This window comes from Synechococcus sp. CS-205, assembly GCF_025128255.1.
In the GTDB taxonomy this organism is placed as follows: Bacteria; Cyanobacteriota; Cyanobacteriia; order PCC-6307; family Cyanobiaceae; genus Regnicoccus_A.
Genome location: NZ_JAHLZB010000049.1, coordinates 1 through 26,080, shown reverse-complemented (window position 1 = coordinate 26,080; position 26,080 = coordinate 1). Strand labels below are relative to the sequence as shown.

Below are 26,080 nucleotides of genomic sequence, written 5' to 3'. Positions count from 1 at the left end.
CCTAGGCAACGCGGTCGGGGGCCGGAGCGGGTTCCAGGGCGATGTGGTTCAGCAGGGTGGTGGTGAACGCAAAAAGCAGAAAGGGCAGGGAGAGCACAAGGATCACGCCCACCCCCACCAGGGCGAAGATCGGCTTGCTGGAGCCCATCAGGGCCAGTCCCGCCGCCAGGCTCACGAAGATCACGAGCATCCACACCAGCACCTGGCCGTAGATGTCACCGAAGGTGAGGGTGCAGCGCAGGTTGTAGCCCTTGGGGTTCTCCATCGGCCTCGCGGGATCTGCCTCAGCTAAGCCCCTCCCCGCGGGCTTGTCTGCGCTGTTCAACAACTCGTGCGAATCAAGCCACCTGGTGGAGGCGTTCCTCGGCCTGCTCCCGCTCCCAAAGCCGCCGGTAGGTGCCTGGGATGGCCACCAGCTCCTGGTGATGGCCCTGCTGCACCAGACGGCCGTCCTCCATCACCAGCACCCGGTCGCAGGCGGCGGCGGCGGAGAGCTGGTGGCTGATCATCAGGATGGTGCGGCCCTTCTCGGCGCGGATCGAATCGAGGATCTCCGCCGCCGTGTTGTTGTCCACGCTGGCCAGGGCATCGTCGAGCACCAGCAGGGGAGCTGACACCAGCAGGGCCCTGCCGAGGGCCGCCCGCTGGCGCTGACCGCCACTGAGGGTGATGCCGCGCTCCCCCACCAGGGTCTGGTAGCCATCGGGAAACCCGCGGATGTCACCGTCCAGGCGTGCCTGCCGGGCCGCCGCCTCCACGCGGGCATCGTCGGCCTCAGGGTCGCCATAGCGCAGGTTGTCGGCCAGGCTGGCTGTGAACAGATAACCCTCCTGGGGCACCAGGGCCACCTGACGGCGCAGGTCATCGAGGGAGAGGGCCGTGACATCAACCCCATCGAGGAACAGTTGCCCCTCAGGCACCTCCACCATCCGCCCCAGGGACCGGGCCAGGGTGGTCTTGCCGCAGCCCACAGGGCCCACCAGCGCCACCAGCTCTCCCGGCCGCAGCCGGAAGCTCACCTCCCGGAGGGCATCGCGCTGGGCGCCGTCGTAGCGCACGCTCAGCCCACGGGCCTCCACAGCCCCGCGCCCGACCCTGGCCGGAGGCTCGGGCACGGGCGGTGAGACCACCTGCGGCTCCCGGGACAGCAGTTCCTCCACCCGCTCCAGGCTCACCTGGCCGGTCTGGAAGGTGTTGAGGGTGAAGCCGAGCAGGGCGGTGGGGAACACCAACCGCTCCACGAACAGGATCAGGGCCACCAGGTTGCCGATGCTGAGCCGGCCGCTCTCCAGCTGACCACTGCCCAGTGCCAGCAGCAGCAGCAGGCTGATCGAGGAAATGCCCTCCAGCAGCGGGAAGAGTGTGCTGCGGGTGCGGGCCAGGGACAGGGCTGCGTCGCGGTAGCGGCCGTTGCGCCGGGCGAAGGCCCCATGCTCGTGGTCCTCCTGTCCATAGATCTTGATGGCGCTGATTCCGGAGAGGTCCTCCTGGATCAGGTCGCTGAGGCTGCCGAGCGCCTCCTGCTGGCGCCGCTGCTGCCGCATCATCCGCCCGCCGAACAGGCGCACCACCACCAGCATCACGGGGTAGAGCCCCACCGCCGCCAGGGTGAGGGCAGGGTCGATCGAGAGCATCGCCGGCAGGGTGAGGGCATAGGCCAGGGCGGTGTTGGAAAGGCTGAGCACCGCGAAGCCCAGCAGGCGCCGCACGTTCTCCACATCGCTGGTGGAGCGGCTGATCACTTCACCGCTGCCGGTGACCTGCACCCAGCCCGGCTCCTGGCGGAGCATGTGATCGAACAGGCGCTGCCTCAGGCTGGCCTCCACCTGGCGTCCCACGCCGAACACGAGCATGCGCGAGAGTTGACGGGCACCTCCCATCACGGTGGCGAGCAGCACGATCAGCCCCGCCTGACGCAGCACCATGGAGGCGGCGAACCCGTCCTGAAGGTCGTCGATGACGCCACGGACCAGCAATGGAATGCTGACGCTCAGCAGGTTCACCACCACCAGGGCGGTGACACCCATGAACACCTTTCGCCGATGGGGACGGAGGTAGCGCCAGATCAGGCCCAGACGGATGGCGGCCATGATGCGGAGCAGGATCGAACCAACCTAAGGATTCGCCCCATGGTCCCGTCCGACGGCTCCTCCGCCCACTCCCAGGCCCATCCCCTCTACGCCACCGACCGCGAACTGGTGGACGGCCTGCTGGCGGCGCAGCAGCCAAGCGACGCTCAACTGGCCGATCTGGCCCGGCTGCTCAACCGCTACGACGGCTTCCCCGGCGCCGAGGACCTGCGCGAGGATCTGAGCAAGACCCTCCGCCTCTGGGGCCTGAGCGTGGAGGACCTGCAACGCCGCACCCGTGCCCTCTGGGCCCGGGGTTACCGGCCCGGGGCGGTGGTGGGCGCTGAGGCGGTGGGCAGCGGTTTCGACACCTCCGCTCCCGAGGGGTAACGAACCGTGAGCATGGGCCCGTCGGGGGGCGGAGTGGACTGCAGCGGACCAGGGCTGCGGGGGATAGTGGAAACTTCCCCATCACCCGGCCCGGAGTGCCTCGCACCCGGGTTTTTTTCTGACCGGGTCTGTTCTGACCTCCGCCCCCCACCGATGGCTGCCCCCACCGCCTGGCCGACCCTGCTGGAGCAGTTGCTGCAGGGCCAGGCACTCTCGGAACCGCAGGCCACGGACCTGATGCAGGCCTGGCTGGCGGGGAGCCTGGAGCCCGAACTCACCGGTGCCCTGCTGGCGGCCTTGCGCTGCAAAGGGGTGAGCGGCGAGGAGCTGGCGGCGATGGCACGGGTGTTGCGCGAGGCCTCCTGCCTGCCAGGGGAGCGCCCGCCCCTGAAGCTGGTCGACACCTGCGGCACCGGCGGCGACGGAGCCGACACCTTCAACATCTCCACGGCCGTGGCCTTCGTGGCTGCCGCCTGCGGTGCCACGGTGGCCAAGCACGGGAACCGCAGCGCCAGCGGCAAGGTGGGCTCCGCCGATGTGCTGGAGGCACTCGGACTCAACCTCCGGGCCGATCCCGAAACGGTGGTGGCGGCCCTGCCCGGCAGCGGGGTCACCTTCCTGTTCGCTCCGGGCTGGCATCCGGCCCTGGTGGAGCTCGCCCCCGTGCGCCGGCGTCTGGGGGTACGCACCGTCTTCAACCTGCTCGGCCCTCTGGTGAATCCCCTGCGGCCCGAAGCCCAGGTGCTGGGGGTGGCCCGGTCGGAGCTGCTGGAGCCGATGGCCGAAGCCCTCTCCCGCCTGGGGCTGGAGCGGGCGGTGGTGGTCCACGGCCACGGTGGCCTGGATGAGGCCTCCCTGAGCGGGGTCAATCAGCTGCGGTTGGTGGAGGGTGCCACGGTGCGGGCCCTGGAGCTCGATCCAGAGGAGCTGGGCCTGGGGCTGGCCCCTCTCACGGCCCTGGCCGGTGGCGATCTGGGCACCAACCGCCGGATCCTCGAAGCCGTGCTGCGCGGCCAGGGCAGCACCGCCCAGCGCGACGTGGTGGCCCTGAACACGGCGCTGGTGCTCTGGGCCGCCGGGCGGGCCGACTCGGCGGAGGCCGGGCTGGCGCAGGCGCTCGAGGCCCTCGAAGGCGAGCGCCCCTGGCAGCGGCTGGAGCAGCTCAGCGCCGCACTTCAGGCGCCGGCATCAGCCAGCTGAGCGTCGCCTGGGAGATGATCGCTTCACTCGACCCTTCCCCCTTGAGCGCTGCAGCCCCGGCTTCGGCCAGCACCCCACAGCCCGCCAGCGGCAGCCCAGCCTCCAACGAGGCGGTGCTGGTGCTGGCGGATGGCACCGTGCTGCGCGGCACGGCCTTCGGAGCGCGGGGCACCGCCATCGGTGAAGTGGTGTTCAACACCGGGATGACGGGCTACCAGGAGGTGATGACCGATCCCAGCTACTCCGGTCAGCTGGTGACCTTCACCTATCCGGAACTGGGCAACACCGGGATCAATCCGGAGGATCAGGAGGCCGGAGCCCCCCACGTGCGCGGCGTGATCGCCCGCCAGCTGGCGCCCACCCCCAGCAGCTGGCGCAGCCAGGGCGACCTGCCCGGCTGGCTCGCCTCCCATGGGGTGGTGGGCATCGCCGGGGTGGACACCCGTGCCCTGGTGCGCCACCTGCGCGAGCGGGGGGCCATGAACGGAGCGATCTGCAGCGATGGCACCGGCCCCCGCGAGCTGCTGGAACTGGTGCGCCGCAGCCCCTCGATGGAGGGGCTCAACCTGGCCGCGCGGGTGACCACCCCCAGCCCCTACCCCTGGCAGCAACTCAGCGCCACCGACTTCGATCAGCGCCTGCAACCCTCGCCGGAGCGGGCCTATCGGGTGGTGGCCATCGATTTCGGCATCAAGCGGGCCATCCTCGAGCGGCTCACGGCCCATGGCTGCACGGTCACGGTGCTGCCCGCCAGCGCCACCCTGGCTCAGGTGCTGGCCCTGGAGCCCGAAGGGGTGTTCCTCTCCAACGGCCCGGGGGATCCGGCCGCGGTGGCCGAAGGCATCGCCCTCGCCAGGGATCTGCTGGGGCAGGCCGATCTGCCGGTGTTCGGCATCTGCCTCGGCCACCAGATCCTGGGCCTGGCCCTCGGCGGCAGCACGTTCAAGCTCGGTTACGGGCACCGCGGGCTGAACCATCCCTGCGGCGGCGAGGGGCTGGTGGAGATCACCAGCCAGAACCACGGCTTCGCGATCGAGGCCACCTCCCTGCCCGAGGAGCTGGTGGAGGTCACCCACCGCAACCTCAACGACCGCACCGTTGCGGCCCTGCGCCATCGCCACCAGCCGGTGTTCGGGGTGCAGTACCACCCCGAAGCCAGCCCCGGCCCCCACGACGCGGATCACCATTTCGGTCGTTTCGTGCGCCTGATGGCCGAGCGACGCCCCTGAGGCCCCGGGCGCAGGTGAAGCTGCGCCCATTGCTGCTTACACTTCAGCCTCTTGTTTCCTCGCGAGGGCTGGAACGATTCCTGAACTGCACCGGTTGACCGTATCCCTCCGGGGCGGCTTCGAGCGACGGGACAGTTGTCTGCTGTTCAGCTTCACCGGCCAGCTCGACGCCTACTCCGACAAGCAGTTCCGGGATTTCGTCACCGAACATCGCGGCAGCGACAAGCGGGCGGTGCTGCTGGATCTCACCCACATCGATTTCATCGATTCCTCCGGACTGGGGGTGCTGGTGCAGCTGGCCAAGCAGTGCAGCGATGCCAAGGTCGGCTTCGTGATGGTGGGCAATGCCCGCGTGATCCAGACGGTCAAGCTGGTGCGGCTGGAGCAGTTCCTGCACCTTCAGCCCGATCTGGACACGGCCCTGGCCGCCCTTGCCAAACCCTGAATCCGACGGACGCTCCTGGCTGCGCCAGATCCGGCCCGCTGCCCGTCATCAGCGTCAGCCCGACAGGCTCGGTGCCCTGCAGCTTGCCTGGCTGGGGGATGCGGTCTGGGAGCTCCACCAGCGTCTGAGGCACTGCAACAGGCCCGGCCGCCCGGATGAGCTCCACCAGGCGGTGGTGGCCCAGGTGCGGGCCCAGGCCCAGGCCAGGGCGCTGGAGCGGCTCGAGCCATTGCTCGACGACCGGGAGCGTGCGCTGGTTCGCCAGGGCCGCAACCGGGCCGGCCGGGGCCCCCGGGGCGGAGATCCAGCCAGCTACGGCCGGGCTACGGGATTTGAGACAATGGTGGGCTGGCTCTTTTTGCAGAATCCCGAGCGGCTTGCCCAGCTTCTGGAACATCTGGACGAAACGGACCCTTCTGACCCCTTGACGAGCGACCCATGAGCCAACGTTTCGAGCGCCGCCGTCCCAAGGGCGCCGGCTCAGGTGATCGCCCCTCGGGAGGCGCCAGAGGGGGCAAACCCTCCCGCTTCGGCGGGCCCCGCCCCGAATGGCGTGGCAGCGGCGGATCCGGCGGCGGCTCCGAACGGGACAGCCGTGACAAGCGCGAAGGACGTCCCCCGGAGAGCCGGGGTGGCTACCGCCCCGACGCCCCCCGGCGGGAGAGTTTTCAGCGTCCCCAGGGGGATGGCCGCCCATCGGGGCGTCCCACGCGGGTGATCGGCAGCCGACCCTCGGCACGCCGCTTCGACGACCAGCGCCCGGAAGGGGGCCGGCGGCCTGAGGGTCGCCAAGAGGGCCGCGACGGGGGCCGCGACGGGGGCCGACGCCCCAGCTTCGGTGCGCCTCGCTTCAGCCGGCCCGACGGCGAGAGGCCCCGCTTCCAGCCTGGGCGCCCGCCAGGCCGTGCCCCACGCTTCAACGAGCCAGAGTCGCCCGGACCCGAGGCCAGCGGCAGTTCCGAGCGCTTCGGCGCCGAGCCCGCTGACGACCTGATCTGGGGCCGCCACCCCGCTCAGGCCGCCCTGGAGAGCGATCGCCCGATTCACCGCATCTGGTGCACCCCCGAGCTGCGTTTCGCACCCCGCTTCCTGCAGCTGCTGCGCGATGCCAAGGCCAGTGGCGTTCTGGTGGAGGAGGTCACCTGGGCGCGCCTGGGTCAGATCAGCAGCGGTGCCGTCCACCAGGGGATCGTGCTGCAGGCCGCAGCCGCTGAAACCCTCGACCTGCCCAGCCTGATCGACGGCTGTCGTGGTCTCGACGAAGCGCCGCTGCTGATGGCTGTCGATGGCCTCACCGATCCCCACAACCTGGGGGCGATCGTGCGCAGCGCCGAAGCACTGGGGGCCCATGGTCTGGTGCTGCCCCAGCGGCGCAACGCGGGCCTCACCGGCTCGGTGGCCAAGGTGGCGGCCGGTGCCCTCGAGCACCTGCCCGTGGCCAGGGTCGTGAACCTCAACCGCTCGATCGAGCAGCTCAAGGACGCGGGCTACCGCGTGGTGGGCCTGGCCGAGGAAGGCAATGTGAGCCTGATGGAGGCTGATCTCGACGGCCCGTTGGTGGTGGTCACAGGGTCTGAGGCCCAGGGCCTCTCGATGCTCACCCGCAAGCACTGCGACCAGCTGATCCGCATTCCCCTGCGGGGGGCCACCCCCAGCCTGAACGCCTCGGTGGCCACTGCCCTGCTGCTCTATGAAATCGCCCGGCGGGGCTGGATGAAGACCATCAGCGGCAACGCCCCGTCGCCACGCCTGGTGCGGCCCCAGGTGCCCACCACCGCCGCTCCAGCCAGCAGCCCTCAGGCCTCGGCTCCTGAGACCGCCGAGGAGATCCAGCCCGTGGTTCAGGAGCCGAGCGAGGACCCTCAGCCAGCTCTGAATCAGGCCGACAGGCAGACAGACGACCAGGACAGCCAAACTGACCAGGCCGACCAGGCCGACGGCCAGGACACCATCCAGCAGGAGAGCACGGAGCACCCACAGGCGGAGACCGCGCCTGAGCTGGACCTGCAGGTGGCCTTGCCCGGCGAGATCGAACTGAGTTTCGCCCCCTCCTCCACCTCCCCCTTCCAGGGAGACATCAGATTGTGATGGTGGTGCCGTCTGCAGGCCCGGATCCAGCTCGGGAGCGGTGCCCTTCGATCGGCACAATGGTGCGGTACGCCACGGTTCGATGAACCCCTTGATTCGGCTGCTCAGAAGCCTGGCCAACGGTCTTGGGGTGGCCTGGTGGGCCCGGGTGGAAACCCGCGATCCCCATGTCGTCTACTGGTTCGGACCCTTCGTACGCCGGGAGCATCTCGAGGCGAGCCTGCTCGCTTTTCTCGGCGATGTGGGCAGCGAACAGCCCGGCTCGATCGAGCACGAACTGCTGCGGGTCCGCCGCGGTGAACCCCTCACCGAAGACTTTGAGCCTGGCTGATAGCGTCGCTCGATGCAAGGCAAGGGCTGATGGGGATCGCCGAGTGGCGTGGGCAACTGGAGCGCGGCGAGGTGTCGGCCCGGGAGCTCACCGACCAGCACCTGGCCCGGATCGAGGCCGTCGATGGCACCCTCCATTCCTTCCTGGAGGTCACCGCGGAGCGCGCCCGCGCCGATGCTGACCGTGTCGATGCCGCCCGCTCCGCCGGGGAGTCGCTGCCGCCCCTGGCCGGAGTGCCCCTGGCGATCAAGGACAACCTCTGCACGAAAGGCATCCGCACCACCTGCTCCAGCCGGATGCTGGAGCAGTTCGTGCCTCCCTACGAATCCACCGTCACCGAACGGCTGTGGCAGGCCGGCGGAATCCTGATCGGCAAGACCAACCTCGATGAGTTCGCCATGGGCAGCTCCACCGAGACCTCCGCCTTCGGGCCCAGCCGCAACCCCTGGAACCCCGAGCGGGTGCCCGGTGGCAGCTCCGGTGGCAGTGCCTCCGCCGTGGGCTCCGGCGAATGTGTCGCCGCCCTGGGCTCCGACACGGGCGGCTCGATCCGTCAGCCGGCCGCCTTCTGCGGTGTGGTGGGCCTCAAGCCCACCTACGGCCGGGTGAGCCGCTGGGGTCTGGTGGCCTTCGCCAGCTCCCTTGATCAGGTGGGGCCGTTCAGCACCAGCGTGGCCGATGCCGCCGAGCTGCTGCAGGTGATCGCCGGGGAAGACCGCCGCGATGGCACCTGCCTGAAGGCCCCCGTTCCCGATTACAGCGCCGCCCTGAAGGCCCCGGTGAAGGGCCTGCGGGTCGGACTGGTGAAGGAATGCTTTGAGGCCGAGGGGCTCGATCCCCAGGTGAAGGCCTCGGTGCTGACCGCCGCCGCCCAGCTGGAGGCCCTCGGCTGCGAGCTGGTGGAGGTGAGCTGCCCCCGCTTCAACGACGGCATCGCCACCTACTACGTGATCGCCCCCTCGGAAGCGTCCGCCAACCTGGCTCGCTACGACGGCGTGAAGTACGGCTACCGCTCCGAGCAGGCCGCCAGCCTGGCGGAGATGACGGCCCGCAGCCGGGCCGAAGGATTCGGTGATGAGGTGCAGCGACGCATCCTGATCGGCACCTATGCCCTCTCAGCCGGCTACGTGGATGCCTACTACAAGAAGGCCCAGCAGGTGCGCACCTTGATCCGCCGCGATTTCGATGCGGCCTTCGGCTCAGTGGATGTGCTGCTCACACCCACCTCCCCCACCACAGCCTTCCGGTTCGGAGCCCACGCCGAGGATCCCCTGGCGATGTACCTGGCCGATCTGCTCACCATCCCGGCCAACATGGCCGGCCTGCCGGCGATCAGCGTGCCCTGCGGCTTTGACGACGGCGGCCTGCCGATCGGCCTGCAGCTGATCACCGGCGTGCTCGAGGAGCCGCGCCTGCTGCAGGTGGCCCACCACTATGAGCAGGCCGCCCGGGTGATGGACACCAGACCCAGCGCAGCCCTGGTGCCCTGAACCAGCCGCCTGGCTGACACCACATCTGGTGGCCGGTAACGTGGCAGCACCCCGTGGTGGCGTCTGACGCCTCAGCCCTTGGCCTTCGTCCCCCTCCACAACCACAGCGACTACAGCCTGCTGGACGGTGCCAGCCAGCTGCCGCAGATGGTCGAGCGGGCCGTGGCGCTGGGCATGCCGGCCCTGGCCCTCACCGATCACGGCGTGATGTACGGCGCCATCGAGCTGCTGAAGCTCTGCAAGGGGGCCGGCATCAAGCCGATCATCGGCAACGAGATGTACGTGATCAACGGCTCGATCGACGAGCCGTGGGTGAAGGGCGAACGCCGCTATCACCTGGTGGTGCTGGCCAAGAACGACACCGGCTACCGCAACCTGGTGAAGCTCACCAGCCTCAGCCACCTGCGCGGCATGCGCGGCCGCGGCATCTTCTCGCGGGCCTGCATCGACAAGCAGCTGCTGGAGCAGCACCGCGAGGGACTGATCCTGGCCACCGCCTGCCTGGGCGGTGAGATTCCCCAGGCGATCCTGCGCGGCCGACCCGAGGTGGCTCGCGATGTGGCCCGCTGGTACCAGCAGCATTTCGGCTCCGACTTCTACCTCGAGATCCAGGACCACGGCTCACCGGAAGACCGGATCGTGAACGTGGAGCTGGTGCGGATCGCCCGGGAGCTGGGCATCGAGCTGATCGCCACCAACGACGCCCACTACCTCAGCAGCGCCGATGTGGAGGCCCACGACGCCCTGCTCTGCGTGCTCACCGGCAAGCTCGTGACCGACGAGAAACGGCTGCGCTACACCGGCACCGAATACATCAAGAGCGAGGCGGAAATGGGCCGCCTCTTCGCCGATCACCTCGAGCCGGACGTGGTGGCCGAAGCGATCGCCAACACCGCGGCGGTGGCCGAGAAGGTGGAGACCTACGACATCCTCGGCCGCCAGCAGATGCCCCGCTTCCCGATCCCCGACGGGCACACGGCGGTGAGTTATCTGGCGGAAGTGTCCGAGGCCGGCCTGCGCCAACGGCTGCGGCTGAGCGGTTCTGATCCGATCGATCCGCTCTACGGCGAGCGGCTGGCCTTCGAGCTGCAGGTGATGGAGCAGATGGGCTTCCCCACCTATTTCCTGGTGGTGTGGGACTACATCCGCTTCGCGCGCGACCAGGGCATCCCGGTGGGGCCGGGTCGTGGCTCCGCCGCCGGTTCGCTGGTGGCCTATGCCCTCGGGATCACCAACATCGATCCGGTCAGCAACGGCCTGCTGTTTGAGCGCTTCCTCAACCCCGAGCGCAAGTCGATGCCTGACATCGACACCGACTTCTGCATCGAACGCCGTGGGGAAGTCATCGAGTACGTCACCCAGCGCTACGGCGAGGACAAAGTGGCGCAGATCATCACCTTCAACCGGATGACCTCCAAGGCGGTGCTCAAGGATGTGGCCCGCGTGCTCGACATTCCCTACGGCGATGCCGACCGCCTGGCCAAACTGATTCCCGTCGTGCGTGGCAAGCCCGCCAAGCTGGCGGAGATGATCGGCCCCGAGTCGCCCGCGCCGGAATTCCGCGAGAAATACGAAAACGATCCCCAGGTGCGCCGCTGGGTGGACATGGCCCGCCGCATCGAGGGCACCAACAAGACCTTCGGGGTGCATGCCGCCGGTGTGGTGATCGCGGCTGAACCGCTGGATTCGCTGGTGCCGTTGCAGCGCAACAACGACGGCCAGGTGATCACCCAGTACTTCATGGAGGACGTGGAGGCGATGGGGCTGCTGAAGATGGACTTCCTCGGCCTCAAGAACCTCACCATGATCGACAAGACCCTCGATCTGGTGGAGCAGAGCAGCGGTGAGCGCCTCGATCCCGATGATCTTCCCCCCAGCGACGCGGACACCTTCGCCCTGCTGGCCCGCGGCGATCTGGAGGGCATCTTCCAGCTCGAATCCAGCGGCATGCGTCAGATCGTGCGGGATCTCAGACCGTCGTCGCTGGAGGACATCTCCTCGATCCTGGCCCTCTACCGGCCGGGTCCGCTCGATGCCGGTCTGATCCCGAAATTCATCAACCGAAAGCATGGCCGCGAAGCGATTGATTTCGCCTGCCCGGGCCTGGAGCCGATCCTGAAGGAGACCTACGGGATCATGGTCTACCAGGAGCAGATCATGCGCATCGCCCAGGATCTGGCCGGCTATTCCCTCGGTGAAGCCGACCTGCTGCGGCGGGCGATGGGCAAGAAGAAGGTGTCGGAGATGCAGAAACACCGCAGCCAGTTCGTGGAGGGAGCCACGGCGCGGGGGGTGAGCGCCGCGGTGGCCGAAGCGCTGTTCGAGCAGATGGTGCTGTTCGCCGAATACTGCTTCAACAAGAGCCACTCCACCGCCTACGGCGCCGTCACCTACCAGACGGCGTACCTCAAGGCCCATTACCCGGTGGCCTACATGGCCGCCCTGCTCACGGTCAATGCCGGCAGCACCGACAAGGTGCAGCGCTACATCGCCAATTGCCAGGCGATGGGCATCGAGGTGATGCCACCCGATCTCAATGCCTCCGGCATCGATTTCACCCCGAAAGGAGAAAGAATCCTGTTCGGACTCTCGGCGGTGCGCAACCTCGGTGATGGCGCGATTCGCCAGTTGCTGGAAGCCCGTGTCCAGGATGGGCCCTTTGCCTCCCTGGCCGATCTCTGCGATCGGATCCCGACCACGCTGATCAACCGAAGGGCGCTGGAATCGCTGATCCACTGCGGTGCCCTTGATGGGCTGGAGCCCAGCGCCAACCGCGCCCAGTTGATGGCCGACCTCGATCTGGTGCTGGATTGGGCCGGCTCCCGCGCCAGGGATCGCGCCAGCGGGCAAGGCAACCTGTTCGACCTGATGGCGGGCGGCACTTCAGCCCAGGCTGATCAGAGCACCGCCCCGAAGGCGGCGCCGGTGGCCGACTATCCCCCCAAGGAGAAACTCCGCCTGGAGAAGGAGCTGGTGGGGTTCTACCTCTCCGATCACCCCCTGCGGCAGCTGGCCCGGCCGATTCAGATGCTCTCACCGATCAGCCTGGGCAGGCTGGAGGAGCAGGCCGACAAGGCCCGCGTCAGCGTGGTGGCGATGCTACCGGAGGTGCGGCAGGTGACCACCCGCAAGGGGGATCGCATGGCCGTGCTGCAGCTCGAGGATCTCAGCGGCAGCGCCGAGTGCGTGGTGTTCCCCAAGACCTACGCCCGCCTGAGCGACCACCTGATGGTGGATGCGCGGCTGATGATCTGGGGGTCGGTGGACCGGCGCGACGAACGGGTGCAGCTGATCCTGGATGACTGCCGCGCCATCGACGACCTCGATGTGCTGCTGGTGGAGCTGATGGCGGAGCAGGCCAGCGACATCACCGTGCAGCACCGCCTGAGGGAATGCCTGGTGCGGCACCGGCCGGAGCAGGAGGAGGCCGGCGTGCGGGTTCCGGTGGTGGCGAAGGTGCGGCTCCATGGCGAGTCCCGCTACGTGCGCCTCGGCCACCAGTTCTGTGTCCGCGATGGGGCCGCCGCGGTCAGCACCCTCACCGACGCCGCCTTCACCGCCAGGCTGCACTCGGCGTTGCAGACCGCCTGAACCCTCAGGCGCCGCTGCCGCCCTGACGGATGGCTTTGATCGAGGCCTTCATGCGGGCGATGTTGGTGCCGATCTGCTCGGTGCCCAGCAGGCTGCCCGGCGCCTGCTCCCAGCTGGCGGAGAGCACGCCATAGCTCAGCCCGAGAACCCCGAGCAGAAACAGGCCGCCGGAGCTGGCCAGAGTGACCACGGGGGGGATGTCGAGCAGGCCGCGGCTGACCAGCAGGTAGCTGCCGATGAACACGCCCATGCCCAGCAGCGAAGGAACCCCGGTGGCCACGCCGATGCGGCGGGCCATGCGGTTGGCCACGGCCGGCGGGATCACCTGGGACCCCTTGGGCATGGCCTTGGGCTGGCGCTCCGGCTCGAACGGCAGGGGCTTGCGCTTGGCCGCCATGGCTGGGCTCAGCCCCGGATGCCGAGCTTGGCGATCAGCTGGCTGTAGCGCTCCTCGCTCTCGGCGCGCAGATAACCGAGCAGCCGCTTGCGGCGACCGATCATCTTCAGCAGCCCCTGGCGGGAGGAGAAGTCGTGCTTGTTCTTCTGCAGGTGGCCGGTGAGCTGGGTCACCCGCTCGCTCAGCATCGCCACCTGAACCTCGACCGAACCGGTGTCGGTGCCGTGGGTCTGGTGGGAGTTGATCAGTTCCTGCTTCTTGGTGGTATCGAGCGGCATGCCGGCGTCGGGCCCTGACGGTGCAAACAGACAACCTAACGCCTCAGGGGACTGGCGACCAAGCCGCGAACCATCTCTGCGGCTCACCTCCAGCCTCAGGCGGCCTCGCGGGAAAGCCAGCGCAGACAGGCGCTCAGCCAGGCGTCAGCATCGAGGGCCGGATCAAGGCCGTCACGGCCCAGGCCGCGCAGCGCCCGGCTGATCTCCAGGGGCTCGTAGCCCAGGGCGGTGAGGGTGATCTGCAGCTCTTCACGGGTGGAGGCGGTCGGCCCCGGATCGCCGTCTGTGCTGCCGCCTGCGCCATCGAGGGTGTCGTCATCGAAGCCAGCGGCGGCCCCGTAGCTCTCCGCCAGCTTGCCGCGCAGCTCCACCGCCAGCCGCTCGGCCGTGCGCTTGCCCACCCCAGGCGCCCGGCAGAGCCGGCGCAGGTCGGCCTGAACGATCGCCCGCACCAGCTCCTCGCAGGGCATGGTCCCCAGCAGGGCCAGGGCCATCTGCGGCCCGACCCCGCTCACGGCCACCAGCAGGCGGAACAGATCGCGCTCGTGGCGGGCACCGAAGCCGAACAGGGTCCAGCCGTCGTCACGGATCGTCTGGTGGGTGTAGAGGCTGAGCTGACTGCCCGCCGGGGGCAGCAGCTCCCAGTGGCGGCGGGTGATCTGCACCTCGTAACCCACGCCAGAGCAGGCCAGCAGGAGACCACAACGGTTGCCCTGTTGCCACGGCTCTGCCACATGGCCTTGCAGCCAGCCGATCATGGAGACCACCAACGATCCGCCCCATGCTGCCCGGTCCGCCAACCCCCGCCAGTCGGTCTGAGGCCATCACCCTGCCGCAGCCTCCCTGGCAGCGACCCCTGCTGGCCGCCCTGCTGGTGGCCCTGATCGGGCTGGGCCTGCTCGGACTGAACGGCTGCCAGGCGGCGGGCCAGCCACCCCGGGCGGTGCTGCTGCAGGCCCTGGGTCTGCAGATCGAGCTCACCCAGCAGTCGATCGCCGAGGCCCTCGAGCTCGAGCCGAGCGAGCGGCGGCCCCAGGTGAGCCGCGTCCGCGTCGACCGCCAGGAGACCATCCCGATCGGGCTGGGCAAGGGCCTGCACCTCACCGGTCAGTTCGATTGGCGCCTGGCGGACGACCCCTATCGGGTGGACAGCCCCTTTGAGCTGTACCTGCTGCGTGGGGAGCGGGGCGAGAGCTGGCGGCTGGCACGCCCAACCGGAGCCTCCGGCGACAGCCTCAACCAGGAGTGGCTGGTGGATCCGCTGCCGCTGGCGGGCGACCGTCCGGCCTGAGCGGGGCCCGCGGAGGCCGTGAAGCCCCCATCAAGGCTGGCCCGGTAGCAACGGTGATGACCGCGCTGGACCTGAACCTGCCATAAAGTCTCCACAGCAGAATCGCCACGCCATTCAATGACTTCCGAGCCAGATCTTCATCCCAAGCGCGATTCAGAATCACCCGCAGATCGCCAACTTGAGCGGCACTCCGAGGATGACGACATCTATGCCTCCAACGACTTATCGATCGGCATGCCGAAGCGCACCTTTCCCGCCCAGGAGAAGGATCCCAGAACGGTGTATGCCGCGATCCATGACGAGTTGATGCTGGATGGCAATTCCCGCCAGAACCTGGCCACCTTCTGCCAGACATGGCTGGAGCCGGAAGTTCATCAGCTGATGAATGAGTGCATCGACAAAAACATGGAGGACAAGGACGAATATCCCCAGACTGCCGAAATCGAGTCCCGCTGCGCCCGCATGCTGGCCGATCTCTGGAATGCCCCGGAGATCGATGAGGCCATCGGTTGCACCACACTCGGATCAAGCGAAGCGGCCATGCTCGGTGGGATGGCCATGAAACGCCGCTGGGAAGCGGTACGACATCAGCAGGGGAAGCCCACGGACCGGCCAAATCTCGTCACGGGTCCTGTGCAGATCTGCTGGCACAAGTTCACGCGCTACTGGGACATCGAGCACCGGGAGATCCCGATGGAACCCGGTTGTCTGATGATGACACCGGAGCAAGTGCTCAAACACTGCGATGAGAACACGATCGGAGTGGTGCCCACCCTGGGCGTCACCTTCACCGGGCAGTATGAGCCGGTGCAGCAGGTGGCAGAAGCGCTCGATGCTTATGAACGGCAGAGCGGCCTCGACATCCCCATCCACGTGGATGCTGCCAGCGGGGGATTTCTTGCTCCGTTCTGCAGCCCGGATCTGATCTGGGATTTCCGCCTGCCCAGGGTGAAATCGATCAATGCCTCAGGCCACAAATTCGGCCTGGCACCGCTTGGCGCCGGCTGGGTGCTGTGGAGAGAGGCAAAGGACCTTCCCGATGAGATGGTGTTCTGGGTGAACTACCTGGGTGGCAACATGCGCGACATCACCCTGAACTTCTCCAAGCCCGGCGGCCAGGTGATCTGCCAGTACTACAACTTCATCCGTCTGGGCAAAGAGGGTTACCGCAAGGTGCATAACGCCTGCTACGCCACCGCCCAGCACCTGGCGAAGGAGATCGAAACCCTTGGCCCGTTCGAGATCATCTATGGCGGTGATCCCGACACGGGAATCCCGGCCCTGTGCTGGAGGATCAAGGATGGCGTGGATCCGGGCTTCAACCTCTTCGACCTGGCCGATCGCCTGCGGGTGCGGGGCTGGCAGGTGCCCGCGTACACCCTGCCGGCCAACTGCGCCGATCAGGCCATCCAGAGGATCCTGGTGCGGCACGGGGTCAGCCGTGATCTCGCCGACCTGCTGCTGGAGGACATCAGGAACGCCATCGACCATCTCCAGCGGCATCCAGTCAGCAGATCGCTGAGCCGCGAAGAAGCCTCGGGATTCCATCACTGAGACAGCTGCGATGACGACCGGTGCCGGCCGTCCTGGACGCTCCGTCCTGGTGCAGGAGGGCCCATGGCCGTTCATCACCAGGCGCGTGACCTGGAGAGAGGGGCAGATCGTGAGCCTGTGGCGCTCACGCCACCACCGCAAGGGTCTGCCTGTGAAAGGTGCGGCCCACACCTTGGCTCTGGAGATGGCCCTGAGTCGATGCCTGTGGATGCCACGGGAGCTGAACTGGTGGATCGGCGTGTTGTTCGCCCTTGGATCGGTGCTGTTCGGGCTCGGAAGCTGGCTGAGCCTCCAGCCACTGCTGGCCCACCGGTGGCATCTGAGCCCGGAGGCTGTGAGCACGGTGTTCCTGCTGGGTTCCTTCCCGTTCACCGCGGCCGCCTACCTGCAGTTGTTTCAGGCCGCCAACTCCCCTCTGGTCGCCGACCAGCCCCAGCGCAGACGAAGCCACTGGCGTTGGTTCGGGTGGAGGCCCGGGGATCTGGGTTGGCTCAGCTGTGCCCTGCAGTTCCCCGGAACGCTGCTGTTCAACCTCAACACCTACAACGCGCTCAACACCGGGCTGGACTGGTACGACCAGGACCTGGCGATCTGGACGCCCAACATTCTCGGTTCGGTGCTGTTCATGGCCTCCGGCTATCTGTCCTTCATGGAAACCTGCCATTCCCCGTGGGCATGGCAACCCCGCAGCCTGTCCTGGTGGGTCACCAGCACGAACCTGCTTGGTTGTGTGGGGTTCCTGCTGTCAGCTCTGGTCAGCGTTGTGCTGCCCTCCACCGTGGGGCCGGCTTTTCCAACGGTGTCGCTGATTTTCACCCTTGTGGGGGCGATGGGTTTTCTGATCGGTTCCCTGCTGATGCTTCCCGAATCCGTCGTTCCCTCCTGACTCTCTCCTCAGCCGGTCCATCACGACGAGGCGGAGCCGCTGGCCGGGACTGGCCTGGCCCGGAGACTGAGCAGGGTGGCCAGCAGCACCAGCAGGGCCGACAGCCCTGCCCGGGCCGGTACCGCCTCCTGGAACCACCACACCCCCCAGAGGGCTGCCAGCGGCACCTGCACGTAGCTGATCGCGGTGGCCCGGGCGGCCGCCATGCCCATCAGGCCATAGGTGAGGGCGACTTGCCCCAGCTGGGTGAACACCCCCACCCCCAGCAGCCAGCCGTACTCGGGGCCAGTGGGTGCCACAGGCTGCAGCAGCACCAGGGGCAGGCTGAGCGGCAGGGCCATCAGCGGGAAATAGAACACCACCACCAGGGGATGCTCGCTGCGGCGCAGGGCGCGCACACTCACGTAAGCCAGGGCCGAGAGCAGCGCACCGGCCAGGGCAAACAGCAGCGGCAGGGCAGGAAGAGCTGAGCCCGCGGCCGCCCCGCCCCCGCCGGGCGCGACCAGCACAGCCACCCCCAGAAAGCCCAGCAGCACCGCCCCCCAGACCCGCCAGCCCGGCCTCTCGGCCAGCAGCGGCCAGGCCAGCAGGGCCGTGAAGGTGGGGTGGAGGTACTGCAGCACCGTGGCCACCGCCAGCGGCAGGCCGGTCAGGGCCAGGTAGACGCAGTAGAGGCCGGCAGTGCCCAGCATGCCGCGCCCCACCAGCAGCCCCCGCCTCTGGCCCCAGGGGTCGAGCCCTGAGCGCCGCAGCATCCACCAGCTGATCAGCAGACTCACCACCGCCCGGGCCAGCACCACCTCCGCCACCGGCAGGCGGCCGCCGAGGGCCTTGACGCACACACCCATCAGGCTGAAGGCCAGGGCACTGGCGAGCATCCACAGGCCGGCCCGCCAGGCAGGCGGTTGAGCGTGATCGGGGTCACGCCACTTCTGGTGGGGTGGGGCAGAATGGAGGCCTGAGCGACCCCAGCGGTAGCGCCATCCCTTGAGCCAGCCCCAACCCCACGCCCGCCTGCACCCCCGCACGATCGAAGCGGTGAAGGAGCGTGCGGACATCGTTGATGTGGTGGGCGAGCACGTGGTGCTCAAGAAGAAGGGGCGTGAGTTCGTGGGGATCTGCCCCTTCCACGACGACACATCGCCGTCGATGACGGTGTCACCGGCCAAGCAGTTCTACTACTGCTTCTCCTGCGGAGCCGGCGGCAACGCGATCAAGTTCCTGATGGAACTGCAGCGCACCAGCTTCAGCGAGGTGGTGCTGGATCTGGCCCGCAAGTACCAGCTGCCGGTGGAAACGGTGGATGGTCCCCAGCAGGAGCGGCTGCGCAGGCAGCTCTCGCGCCGCGAAGCGCTGCTGCGCGCTCTCGCCCTGGCGGCCGGCTGGTTCCGCAGCCAGCTGCGCAGCCCCGAAGGGGCCGGCGCCCTGGCCTACCTCTCCGGCGAGCGGGGCCTGAGTGAGGGCACCATCGACGCCTTCGATCTGGGCTATGCGCCCGAGCGCTGGGACGGACTGCTCAAGCACCTGGGCCAGGTGGAGAATCTCCCGCCGGAGCTGCTGGAGGCCGCTGGGCTGGTGGTGCCCCGCAAGGGCGGCGACGGCTTCTACGACCGCTTCCGCCACCGGGTGATGGTGCCGATCCGCGACCGTCAGGGCCGGGTGATCGGCTTTGGCGGCCGCAGCCTCGACGGGGGGGAGCCGAAATACCTCAACTCACCGGAAACGGAGGTTTTCGAGAAGGGCAAGCACCTGTTCGGCCTGGATCGCGCCAGCAACGCCATCCGCAAGGACGACCAGGCGGTGGTGGTGGAGGGCTACTTCGATGTGATCGCGCTCCACGCCGCCGGCATCACCAATGCGGTGGCGTCCCTGGGCACGGCCCTGAGCAGCCAGCAGATCACCCAGCTCTGCCGCTGCTGCGACAGCCGACGGCTGGTGCTCAACTTCGACACCGACGGCGCCGGCGTGCGCGCCGCCCAGCGGGCGATCGGGGCGGTGGAGCAGCAGGCGCTGCAGGGGCAGCTGGAGCTGCGGGTGCTGCACCTGCCCGCCGGCAAGGATCCCGATGAGTTCCTCCAGCAGCACGGGGCCGGCGAGTACCGCGCCCTGCTGGAGCGGGCGCCGCTCTGGCTCGACTGGCAGATCGAGCAGGTGCTGGAGGGCAGGGATCTGGCCCGCTCCGACCAGTTCCAGCAGGCGGTGGCTTCCCTGGTGGAACTGCTCGGCAAGCTGCCCCAGAGCGCCGTGCGCAGCCATTACCTCCAGCAGGTGGCCGAGCGGTTGAGTGGAGGCCAGGCGCGGCTGGCGCAGAAACTGGAGGAAGATCTGCGTCAGCAGGTGAAGGGTGAGCGCTGGCATGGCCGCGCCAGCCGCTGGGAGCAACCCGGGGAGATCGGCCTGCGCGAACGCGCCGAAGCGGAACTGCTGCGGCTTTACCTGCATGCGGGCCGCCACCGCGCCGCGATCCGGCGGGAGCTGCGCCAGCGGGAGCTGGAGGATTTCGCCATCGCCCACCACCGCCTGCTCTGGGCGAGCATCAGCGAACTGGAGGAAGACAACCTCGGCGTGGGCCGGCTCGAGGCGATCAACCGGGGCAACGATCCTGGCGACGACCTGGCCGATCTGGACCTGCCACGGCTGCTGGGCGACCGGCTGCTGGTGGAGGAAAACGAGCTGCTGAACCGGCTGACGCCCCTGCTGGAGCCGAGCGAACTGCAACGCATGGCCCTGGCTGAACCGCTGTTGCAGCTGCGCGGAACCACCGCCGTGCTCGAACGCCAGCGCAGCCTCAAGCGTTGCCGCCATCTGCTCGATGCCTGGGGGTCCCAGCGGCTGGAAACACTGGAGCGCTGCATCGCCCGGTTGCTGGAAGAAAGCGAAGCGGAGGCCAGCGCCGCCGCCGCCCTGAGCATGGAAAGCCGCATCGATTCGATGTTCGCCGAACTGAACGGCGACGCCCTGCGCTTTCAGGAGCTGTACTACAACGAACGGCGGCACATCAGCCACCTCGACCGGCAGCGCTGCGCCGACCCAGTGGCGGCCGCACGGGACGCACGGGGCTGAGAGGCCTCAGACTGAGCGGTGAGCCACCCGCATCTACAGCCGATCGGGTCCTCCGGATTTATGGTCAGAGGAGCGAACCTCCGATGGCGCTAAGGCCTGGAACGATGCCCGAAATCACCCTGCGGCAGATCATGGTCGGCGTCCTGGCCATCGCCATCACCCTGGCGGTGATGGTCGGCGCGATCAGCTCGCTGAACCCGCCCCAGGTCGCGGACATCAGTCCCGACCAGGAGGCCGGCCAGCTGCTGAACCTGGAGATGGGGGTCTCCGCGGAAATGGATCAAGGCAACGAAGTGGATCCGTGAAACGAACAGCACGTTGAACCGCCGCCCCTGACGGAGGGATCGATCGTCAGTGGGGGTTGTCCGGCGTTCAGGTGATTTGCAGTCGGCTCAACCACGAGGCCGGGATGTCTGCTGGCCACCGATCACCCTGATCCTGGCGAGCGAGCATGTACCCATTCTCCCTTGAATCGGCCTCAGGAGGTGCTGGTGATCGTGAGGGAGAGCGGACCACCCAGACGCTGTGAAAGCTCACGGTTATTTCCGTAGCGGCCAGGCCAGTCATTGGCAAAAAGCCGCAGTTCTCGATCGGGTCCGAACGCCTCCGCCGGTGGGGCCGTCCAGTCTTGCCCGATCTGTCCGCTATCGCTTTGGCCACGTCACCATCAACTGGAGAAACTCCAGGAGGTCGCAAGGCAGCGGCGATAGCGCGAAGAATGATCTGCTGGATATGATTTTCTGTGTTTGCTTTTTCTGTGTTTGATTTTCTATCAGACCGGCTTGATATTCTGATTCATTCGGAAGAAGTTGGTCGGATCGTACTTCTTCTTGAGATCAACAAGCCGACTGTACATTCCACCGTAGGCGAAGGCTACGCGGTCTGTCTCATCTTGGGTGAGGAAGTTGATGTACGCACCACCGCTGGCAAACGGCTGTGACTTCGCGAAGAATTCGCGCGCCCAGGCGATGCAGCAGTCGTCCTCGGCAGGCGACTCCCAGCGACCATGCACGTTCATGACGTAGTTGGCGTCCCGGCTCGAATAGGCCATGGCGTCAGGCGCGATGCGGGCCGTCTGGCCGCCGATCGCGGCGATGAAGATCTCACACTGCGGTGAAGGCAGGGTGCCGGCATATTGGATAACGACGTCGATCACGCCATCACTGAGTTGAGAGAAGTTGTGCGACTTCCAGTAGTTCCGCGCACCACGCGTTAACAATGGATCGAAGGCCTGCTGCCAGGCGGTGTACGGCTGCACGCCGATGTGCTCGCCATGAGCCGTGCCGAAACGGCGCAGGACATCAAGCAGCTTCTCTCCCTCGGAGGGGGGGCCTGCGTAGCACAGGGCGAGCGCGACAATCTCTGTTCCGTGGACATCCTCGGGCAGGAAGGGAAGTGGGGGGGCCTTCCGGGTGAACATCCAGACGCTGAGTTCATCCGACATCGTCTCGGTGAAGCGGGCGAATTGCGTGAGCACGGACTTCGCCTGGGCCAACGGGAAGACGATCAGACCGCACAGCACATCCGGCCCGACGGGATGGAGTTGGAATTCGAAGCTTGTGACGATACCGAAGTTCCCACCGCCGCCACGAAGACCCCAGAAGAGGTCGGCATTTTCCGTCTCGCTGGCGTGCACCCGCCTGCCATCCGCCGTGACGACTTCAGCTGAGAGCAGGTTGTCGACGGTCATGCCGTACTTGCGACTCAACCAACCAAAGCCGCCGCCGAGCGTCAAGCCGGCCACACCCGTTGTTGAGTTGATGCCCAGCGGTGTTGCGAGGCCGTGAACCTGTGCAGCCGCGTCAAAGTCGGCAAGTGTGCAGCCGGGATCGACGGTCGCCCGGCGGGCGCTCGGGTCAACCCGAACGTTCTTCATCAACGAGAGGTCGATCATGATGCCGTCGTCGCAGACGGCATTGCCCGCGATGTTGTGACCGCCCCCTCGGATCGAGACCAATAGGTCATGCTTGCGCGCAAAGTTTACAGCCAGGACGACATCTTCAGGAGACGTGCAGCGCGAGATCAGTGCAGGCCTTCGGTCCGTCATCGCGTTCCATATCTGGCGCACCTCGTCATAACTCCCATCGCCAGGGGAAAGCACCTCTCCCTCGAAGTGTCCTTTGAACTCGTCGATTTCTGCCTGCTGCAATTGCATTCGAGATGTTTCCTCTGATTTCCTTTCCTCACCTTTAGCATGGCCAAAGGAAAGCCCCAGGCATGGCTTCACATTCCGTACAAGGCAGTTGATATACTGATCAGACACCATGAGTGATCTCACCTGTCTCCGCCCTGAGGGACCCTCGCTGAAATGATAGAGGCGGAGCCAGAAAATGAACCCTTGTTGAGACACTGTTATCCCACTTCCCAAGCCTTCCTTCGGACGCAATTCCGCTCAAAGCTCAAGCCAGTCAAGCTGTCTGACTTCGCCTTCAATATGTCACAAGGTGAAGACGCTGGCATGGTGCTTCTCTTGCTAGCAAGCTCGTTTGCTTCTTGCTTGCCTCATGCAATCGAGCAGAAATCCTTGGCTGGAGCATTCTCCGGAACAGTCAGCTTGCAAGAATTGCCAACACCCAACCAGTTCTGTTTGCTATCGATAACTTTCTGGAGGAAGTGGTCGTGAAATCCTGCAGCGCATGTCAGCAGACAACTGCTGACATGCGCTGCCACAGGCTCTGAGTCGGCCATCCTTGTCGAGGCTCCTGCGAGGGCGGTGCCCGCAACGAGGCCCAGCGGTCAACCAGCCACCGCACCCAAAGGGGAGTGATCGAGGGGCTTGGAAAACGGCTGGAGCTGCTCAGTTCAGCTTGCTGGGGCTTCGGCCGCCATCGCCTTGAGCGCAACCCGGTCCACCTTGCCGCTCGGGTTGAGGGGCATCTCGGTTAGCACCACGATCTCCTCAGGAGCCTTGTAGCCAATGCGCTCGCGGCTGAAGCTGATCAACTCTGGAACCGTCGGGACTGAGGCCCCTTCCTTGAGCGTGACGTAGGCACGCACGTTCTCCCCATGCATGAGGTCGTGAATGCCGATCGCTCCGGCCAGCTCCACGGCGGAGTGCTCACAGAGGGCATCCTCCACATCCTGGGGGCAGATGTTGGAGCCGTCATGCACGATGATCTGCTTCCGGCGGCCGCAGAACCAGAGGTAACCGTCGTCATCCAGGCGCATCTCGTCACCCGTGTCGAGCCAGCCCTCCACGATGGTTTCGGCCGTGGCAGTGGGGTTGTCCCAGTAGCCCGTCATCACCGACGCGGAACGAAGCCAGAGCCTTCCCTCAGCACCCACGGGCAGTTGCCGGCCTTCCTCATCGCGGATGCAGCACTCGAAGCCAGGACAGACCCGGCCCACTGAACCGATGCGGTTCTCGCCGGAGGGGGGGGAGACGGTGGCGACCCCACACTCACTCATACCGAAACACTCGTCGATGGCAAAGCCCACGGACGCCTCGAAATCCCGCTGCAGTTGCAGAGGCACCTTGTCACCGCCGGAGATGCAGAGGCGGACGTAGGCGAAATCTGCCGGATTCAACTCTCGGTCGTGCATCAGGCCCATCAGCGGCGCGGGCAGCATCAGCAGCAGGTTCGGTTGCCGGTGGTGCAGCACGGCCTCAAGGCTGTGATTGTCGCTCTCGGTGGCCACGACCAGCGTGGTGCCCACCGAGAGAGCCGCCAGCCCGTACATCGAGGCCGCTGCATGGGCCAGCGAGCAGCCCACCATCAGGCGCTCTCCAGGCGCATACTCCATTGCCTGGGCAAGGCTGGCCAGCGTCGCTCCGTAGCTCCTTCGGCTGTGGGTCACGCCCTTGGGCTTGGCGGTGCTGCCGGACGTGAAATAAATGATCGCGGGGGCTTCAGGGGCCAGCTCGGGTACCTCAACGCCCGTGGCTTTGGCGGTGGAGGAGGCGCTGGAGGAGATCATGTCGTGAAAGCGCAGCTCTCCATCCGTTGACGGCTCTGTCGGTGCGTCGTCGAAACGGATCAGCCCATAAGGAAGAGATCCCGCCAGCTCCGTGGCCTGCAGATCGGCAAGGCGCTCCTGGTGGTAGAGCAACAGCACAGCCCCGCTGACCCTCAGGGCATGGTCAATCTCCGGCACCACGTAGCGGTAATTGAGCGGAGTGATCACCAGCCCGAGACGCAGGCAGGCCAGATAGTGGATCACCAGCTCCAGACGGTTGGGCATCAATGAGGCCACCCGATCGCCCACCTGCAGTGGCAGGGCGCCGTAGGCGACCATCAACCGCTCCACTCGCTCCTCCAGCTGCTGCCAGCTGAGGCTCGTGTGGAGATCCTGCAGGGCGGGTCCCTGCGGATCCCGGGCCAGACCCTCCGCAAGAAGCTGATCGAGGCGATCGGGCTGCGTGAGGGTGGGGCCGGAAATGATCATCAAGGAGAGAAGCGATGGAAGCAGATGATCTTGCCCAGTCAGACTGATCACCAGAGACGCCTCCGATCCAGCGCCCTGGAACCAGGAAACATCAGCCTTCATGATGCACGAGGTTCAGCATCCGCGGGGGCGATGCACGGCCTTTTGTCAGCACCGAACAGGACGTCTCAGGACGCGGCCACACCGACTCTGTCAGCCTCCTGACCTGCTGCTCGAAGCGACCGGAGCGATCGAAGGGAAAGGAAACACACAGGGTTCCCAGCGAAGGGTTGGCGAAGGGTTAGCGAAGGAATGATGTGGGGTCATCGTTCGCCGCCAGAGCGCAGAGGCCATGGGAGGTACGGGAACAGGAACGCCGTGACGCCTCCACCTGCTGCTGGTGGGAATATTATGTAGTTGAGGGAAGGAATGGGAGCCAACTCAACCTTTCCCTCCAGGAGAGTCCGGCCAGGGTTCGCCAGAGCCGGTTTAGGCAAAAGGAGGTGCAATTGCTGTTGAACGTCGCCTCGGTGGCGCAGCGAGAACGCCACCCCGTACGTGTTGAGTCATACGCCACATCTGGTTCCCGTCCGTTGAAATCCCGGGCTGCATAACCCGGGCATCGGTCACAACTGAGGAGGTCAAGCCCCGAGCATCTCTCCCCAGCGTCGTGACTGAATCCTTACCTGCCAGGCCCCCGACAGGCTGATCGTTGGAACCCAGACACCCGACCGAGGGCACCCCAACGGCCAAGGTGACCACTCGCAACCGGTGCAAAGGCGCCCCCACATGGGGCGCCTTCCTACTGGATGCCCCTGGCCCCGGCGGCATCCCCGCAGCAGATCCGACCGATCGCCCGCATCAGGTGAGGTCGGGGACGACGAGCCATTGGTGGGGACCTGATCAGCCCTCGGCTTCCTCTGTTGGTGGCGGCAGCCGCCGTTCCACCTGCAGAAACACCAGCCAGGCCACCCCGGCGCTGATGCCACCGGTCCAGTCGCTGCGCAGCAGCTCCACGATCGACACCGTGCTGGCACCGATGCGGAGGCCCCGTAGAGCAAAACGACCCAGCGTCTCCGGGTTGAAGGACATGGGCAGGGATGATCGCTCGACCCCTGCAGCATCGCCCCTGCAGGGGAGGCCTTCCTGGAGAGCAAGGGCCTCGTGTGTCTGCTGCGCTGTCAACCGGCGGCTGGTCTTGCCTGGCGGGGTTCGTCATCGATGAACAGCCCAGCAGTGATGGTGTGCCTCTGATCGACTTGTTCACAACACCAAGGCAACCCCAGAATCACGGAGTGGGTCGTGCTGCCCCCGAGCCAGCTCGACCTGCAACGCTGAGCCGCACTCCCCCTCACCTCCGATGGACTCACCAGCTCAGCACTCCCGCATCGCCGCGGCGGCCCTGGGCTCCGC

23 protein-coding genes are annotated in these 26,080 nt (G+C 66.9%); 14 read left to right on the top strand and 9 right to left on the bottom strand.

Going from position 1 to position 26,080, the window contains the following annotated elements; genetic code table 11:
• Position 1 precedes the first annotated feature (1 nt).
• Together KQ297_RS11650 and KQ297_RS11645 are read right to left on the bottom strand one after the other, a co-directional pair.
• Positions 2–265, bottom strand: coding sequence for a hypothetical protein (locus KQ297_RS11650; RefSeq protein WP_185465419.1), 264 nt, complete (start codon positions 263–265; stop codon positions 2–4).
• Between the two features lie 73 nt (positions 266–338).
• Positions 339–2,090: an ABC transporter ATP-binding protein gene (locus KQ297_RS11645; protein WP_259739562.1), complete on the bottom strand. Its 1,752-nt coding sequence runs from the start codon at positions 2,088–2,090 to the stop codon at positions 339–341.
• Between the two features lie 39 nt (positions 2,091–2,129).
• On the opposite strand from KQ297_RS11645, the gene KQ297_RS11640 reads away from it, so the two are divergent.
• The 9 genes from KQ297_RS11640 (at position 2,130) to KQ297_RS11600 (ending at position 12,833) form a co-directional block, all read left to right on the top strand.
• The gene (locus KQ297_RS11640; RefSeq protein WP_259739561.1) at positions 2,130–2,459 is read left to right on the top strand and encodes a DUF3288 family protein; all 330 of its coding nucleotides are present in this window, start codon (positions 2,130–2,132) and stop codon (positions 2,457–2,459) included.
• A gap of 153 nt (positions 2,460–2,612) precedes the next feature.
• Complete coding sequence (gene trpD / locus KQ297_RS11635; RefSeq protein WP_259739560.1) at positions 2,613–3,659, top strand: anthranilate phosphoribosyltransferase; 1,047 nt, start codon at positions 2,613–2,615, stop codon at positions 3,657–3,659.
• A 14-nt stretch (positions 3,660–3,673) separates the two neighbouring features.
• Entirely contained in the window at positions 3,674–4,888 is a 1,215-nt protein-coding gene (gene carA, locus KQ297_RS11630; RefSeq protein ID WP_259739559.1) for a glutamine-hydrolyzing carbamoyl-phosphate synthase small subunit, read from the top strand.
• 94 nt (positions 4,889–4,982) lie between these two features.
• Positions 4,983–5,333 carry an STAS domain-containing protein gene (locus tag KQ297_RS11625; RefSeq protein WP_185465415.1) on the top strand — a complete coding sequence of 117 codons (351 nt, stop codon included), beginning with the start codon at positions 4,983–4,985 and terminating at the stop codon, positions 5,331–5,333.
• 19 nt (positions 5,334–5,352) lie between these two features.
• Positions 5,353–5,775 carry a Mini-ribonuclease 3 gene (locus KQ297_RS11620; protein WP_259739664.1) on the top strand — a complete coding sequence of 141 codons (423 nt, stop codon included), beginning with the start codon at positions 5,353–5,355 and terminating at the stop codon, positions 5,773–5,775.
• The gene (gene rlmB, locus KQ297_RS11615) at positions 5,772–7,421 is read left to right on the top strand and encodes a 23S rRNA (guanosine(2251)-2'-O)-methyltransferase RlmB (RefSeq protein ID WP_259739558.1); all 1,650 of its coding nucleotides are present in this window, start codon (positions 5,772–5,774) and stop codon (positions 7,419–7,421) included. The genes KQ297_RS11620 and rlmB overlap by 4 nt, the downstream gene beginning before the upstream one ends.
• A gap of 82 nt (positions 7,422–7,503) precedes the next feature.
• Complete coding sequence (locus KQ297_RS11610) at positions 7,504–7,752, top strand: DUF1816 domain-containing protein (protein WP_259739557.1); 249 nt, start codon at positions 7,504–7,506, stop codon at positions 7,750–7,752.
• Between the two features lie 29 nt (positions 7,753–7,781).
• The gene (gene gatA, locus KQ297_RS11605; protein WP_259739556.1) at positions 7,782–9,242 is read left to right on the top strand and encodes an Asp-tRNA(Asn)/Glu-tRNA(Gln) amidotransferase subunit GatA; all 1,461 of its coding nucleotides are present in this window, start codon (positions 7,782–7,784) and stop codon (positions 9,240–9,242) included.
• 78 nt (positions 9,243–9,320) lie between these two features.
• Positions 9,321–12,833, top strand: coding sequence for a DNA polymerase III subunit alpha (locus KQ297_RS11600; RefSeq protein ID WP_259739555.1), 3,513 nt, complete (start codon positions 9,321–9,323; stop codon positions 12,831–12,833).
• 4 nt (positions 12,834–12,837) lie between these two features.
• Here the strand turns inward: KQ297_RS11600 and KQ297_RS11595 are convergent, their stop codons facing one another.
• From KQ297_RS11595 to ruvA, 3 genes are all read right to left on the bottom strand, one after another.
• Complete coding sequence (locus tag KQ297_RS11595) at positions 12,838–13,230, bottom strand: PAM68 family protein (protein WP_259739554.1); 393 nt, start codon at positions 13,228–13,230, stop codon at positions 12,838–12,840.
• Positions 13,231–13,238: 8 nt separating this feature from the next.
• A complete protein-coding gene (gene rpsO / locus KQ297_RS11590; RefSeq protein WP_006170432.1) occupies positions 13,239–13,508 on the bottom strand; it encodes a 30S ribosomal protein S15 in 270 nt (89 codons plus the stop codon).
• A 95-nt stretch (positions 13,509–13,603) separates the two neighbouring features.
• On the bottom strand, positions 13,604–14,266 hold the full coding sequence (ruvA, locus tag KQ297_RS11585; protein ID WP_259739553.1) for a Holliday junction branch migration protein RuvA: 663 nt from the start codon (positions 14,264–14,266) through the stop codon (positions 13,604–13,606).
• Between the two features lie 23 nt (positions 14,267–14,289).
• Here ruvA and KQ297_RS11580 point away from each other — a divergent pair, with 23 nt between their 5' ends.
• The 3 genes from KQ297_RS11580 (at position 14,290) to KQ297_RS11570 (ending at position 17,239) form a co-directional block, all read left to right on the top strand.
• Positions 14,290–14,799 (top strand): hypothetical protein, encoded by a 510-nt coding sequence (locus tag KQ297_RS11580; RefSeq protein WP_259739552.1) that lies wholly within the window; start codon positions 14,290–14,292, stop codon positions 14,797–14,799.
• A gap of 117 nt (positions 14,800–14,916) precedes the next feature.
• The gene (locus tag KQ297_RS11575; RefSeq protein WP_259739551.1) at positions 14,917–16,353 is read left to right on the top strand and encodes a glutamate decarboxylase; all 1,437 of its coding nucleotides are present in this window, start codon (positions 14,917–14,919) and stop codon (positions 16,351–16,353) included.
• A gap of 10 nt (positions 16,354–16,363) precedes the next feature.
• Positions 16,364–17,239 carry a hypothetical protein gene (locus tag KQ297_RS11570; protein WP_259739550.1) on the top strand — a complete coding sequence of 292 codons (876 nt, stop codon included), beginning with the start codon at positions 16,364–16,366 and terminating at the stop codon, positions 17,237–17,239.
• 20 nt (positions 17,240–17,259) lie between these two features.
• Here KQ297_RS11570 and KQ297_RS11565 read toward each other — a convergent pair whose 3' ends face one another.
• The gene (locus tag KQ297_RS11565) at positions 17,260–18,117 is read right to left on the bottom strand and encodes a DMT family transporter (RefSeq protein WP_259739549.1); all 858 of its coding nucleotides are present in this window, start codon (positions 18,115–18,117) and stop codon (positions 17,260–17,262) included.
• 109 nt (positions 18,118–18,226) lie between these two features.
• On the opposite strand from KQ297_RS11565, the gene dnaG reads away from it, so the two are divergent.
• Positions 18,227–20,302 carry a DNA primase gene (gene dnaG / locus KQ297_RS11560; protein ID WP_259739548.1) on the top strand — a complete coding sequence of 692 codons (2,076 nt, stop codon included), beginning with the start codon at positions 18,227–18,229 and terminating at the stop codon, positions 20,300–20,302.
• Between the two features lie 104 nt (positions 20,303–20,406).
• A complete protein-coding gene (locus KQ297_RS11555; protein ID WP_259739547.1) occupies positions 20,407–20,607 on the top strand; it encodes a hypothetical protein in 201 nt (66 codons plus the stop codon).
• 467 nt (positions 20,608–21,074) lie between these two features.
• On the opposite strand, the gene KQ297_RS11550 is transcribed toward KQ297_RS11555, so the two are convergent.
• The 3 genes from KQ297_RS11550 to KQ297_RS11540 form a co-directional block, all read right to left on the bottom strand.
• On the bottom strand, positions 21,075–22,457 hold the full coding sequence (locus tag KQ297_RS11550) for an FAD-binding oxidoreductase (RefSeq protein WP_259739546.1): 1,383 nt from the start codon (positions 22,455–22,457) through the stop codon (positions 21,075–21,077).
• 647 nt (positions 22,458–23,104) lie between these two features.
• Positions 23,105–24,688, bottom strand: coding sequence for a class I adenylate-forming enzyme family protein (locus tag KQ297_RS11545; protein ID WP_259739545.1), 1,584 nt, complete (start codon positions 24,686–24,688; stop codon positions 23,105–23,107).
• Positions 24,689–25,570: 882 nt separating this feature from the next.
• Entirely contained in the window at positions 25,571–25,759 is a 189-nt protein-coding gene (locus KQ297_RS11540) for a hypothetical protein (protein ID WP_185465403.1), read from the bottom strand.
• Positions 25,760–26,080: the final 321 nt, after the last annotated feature.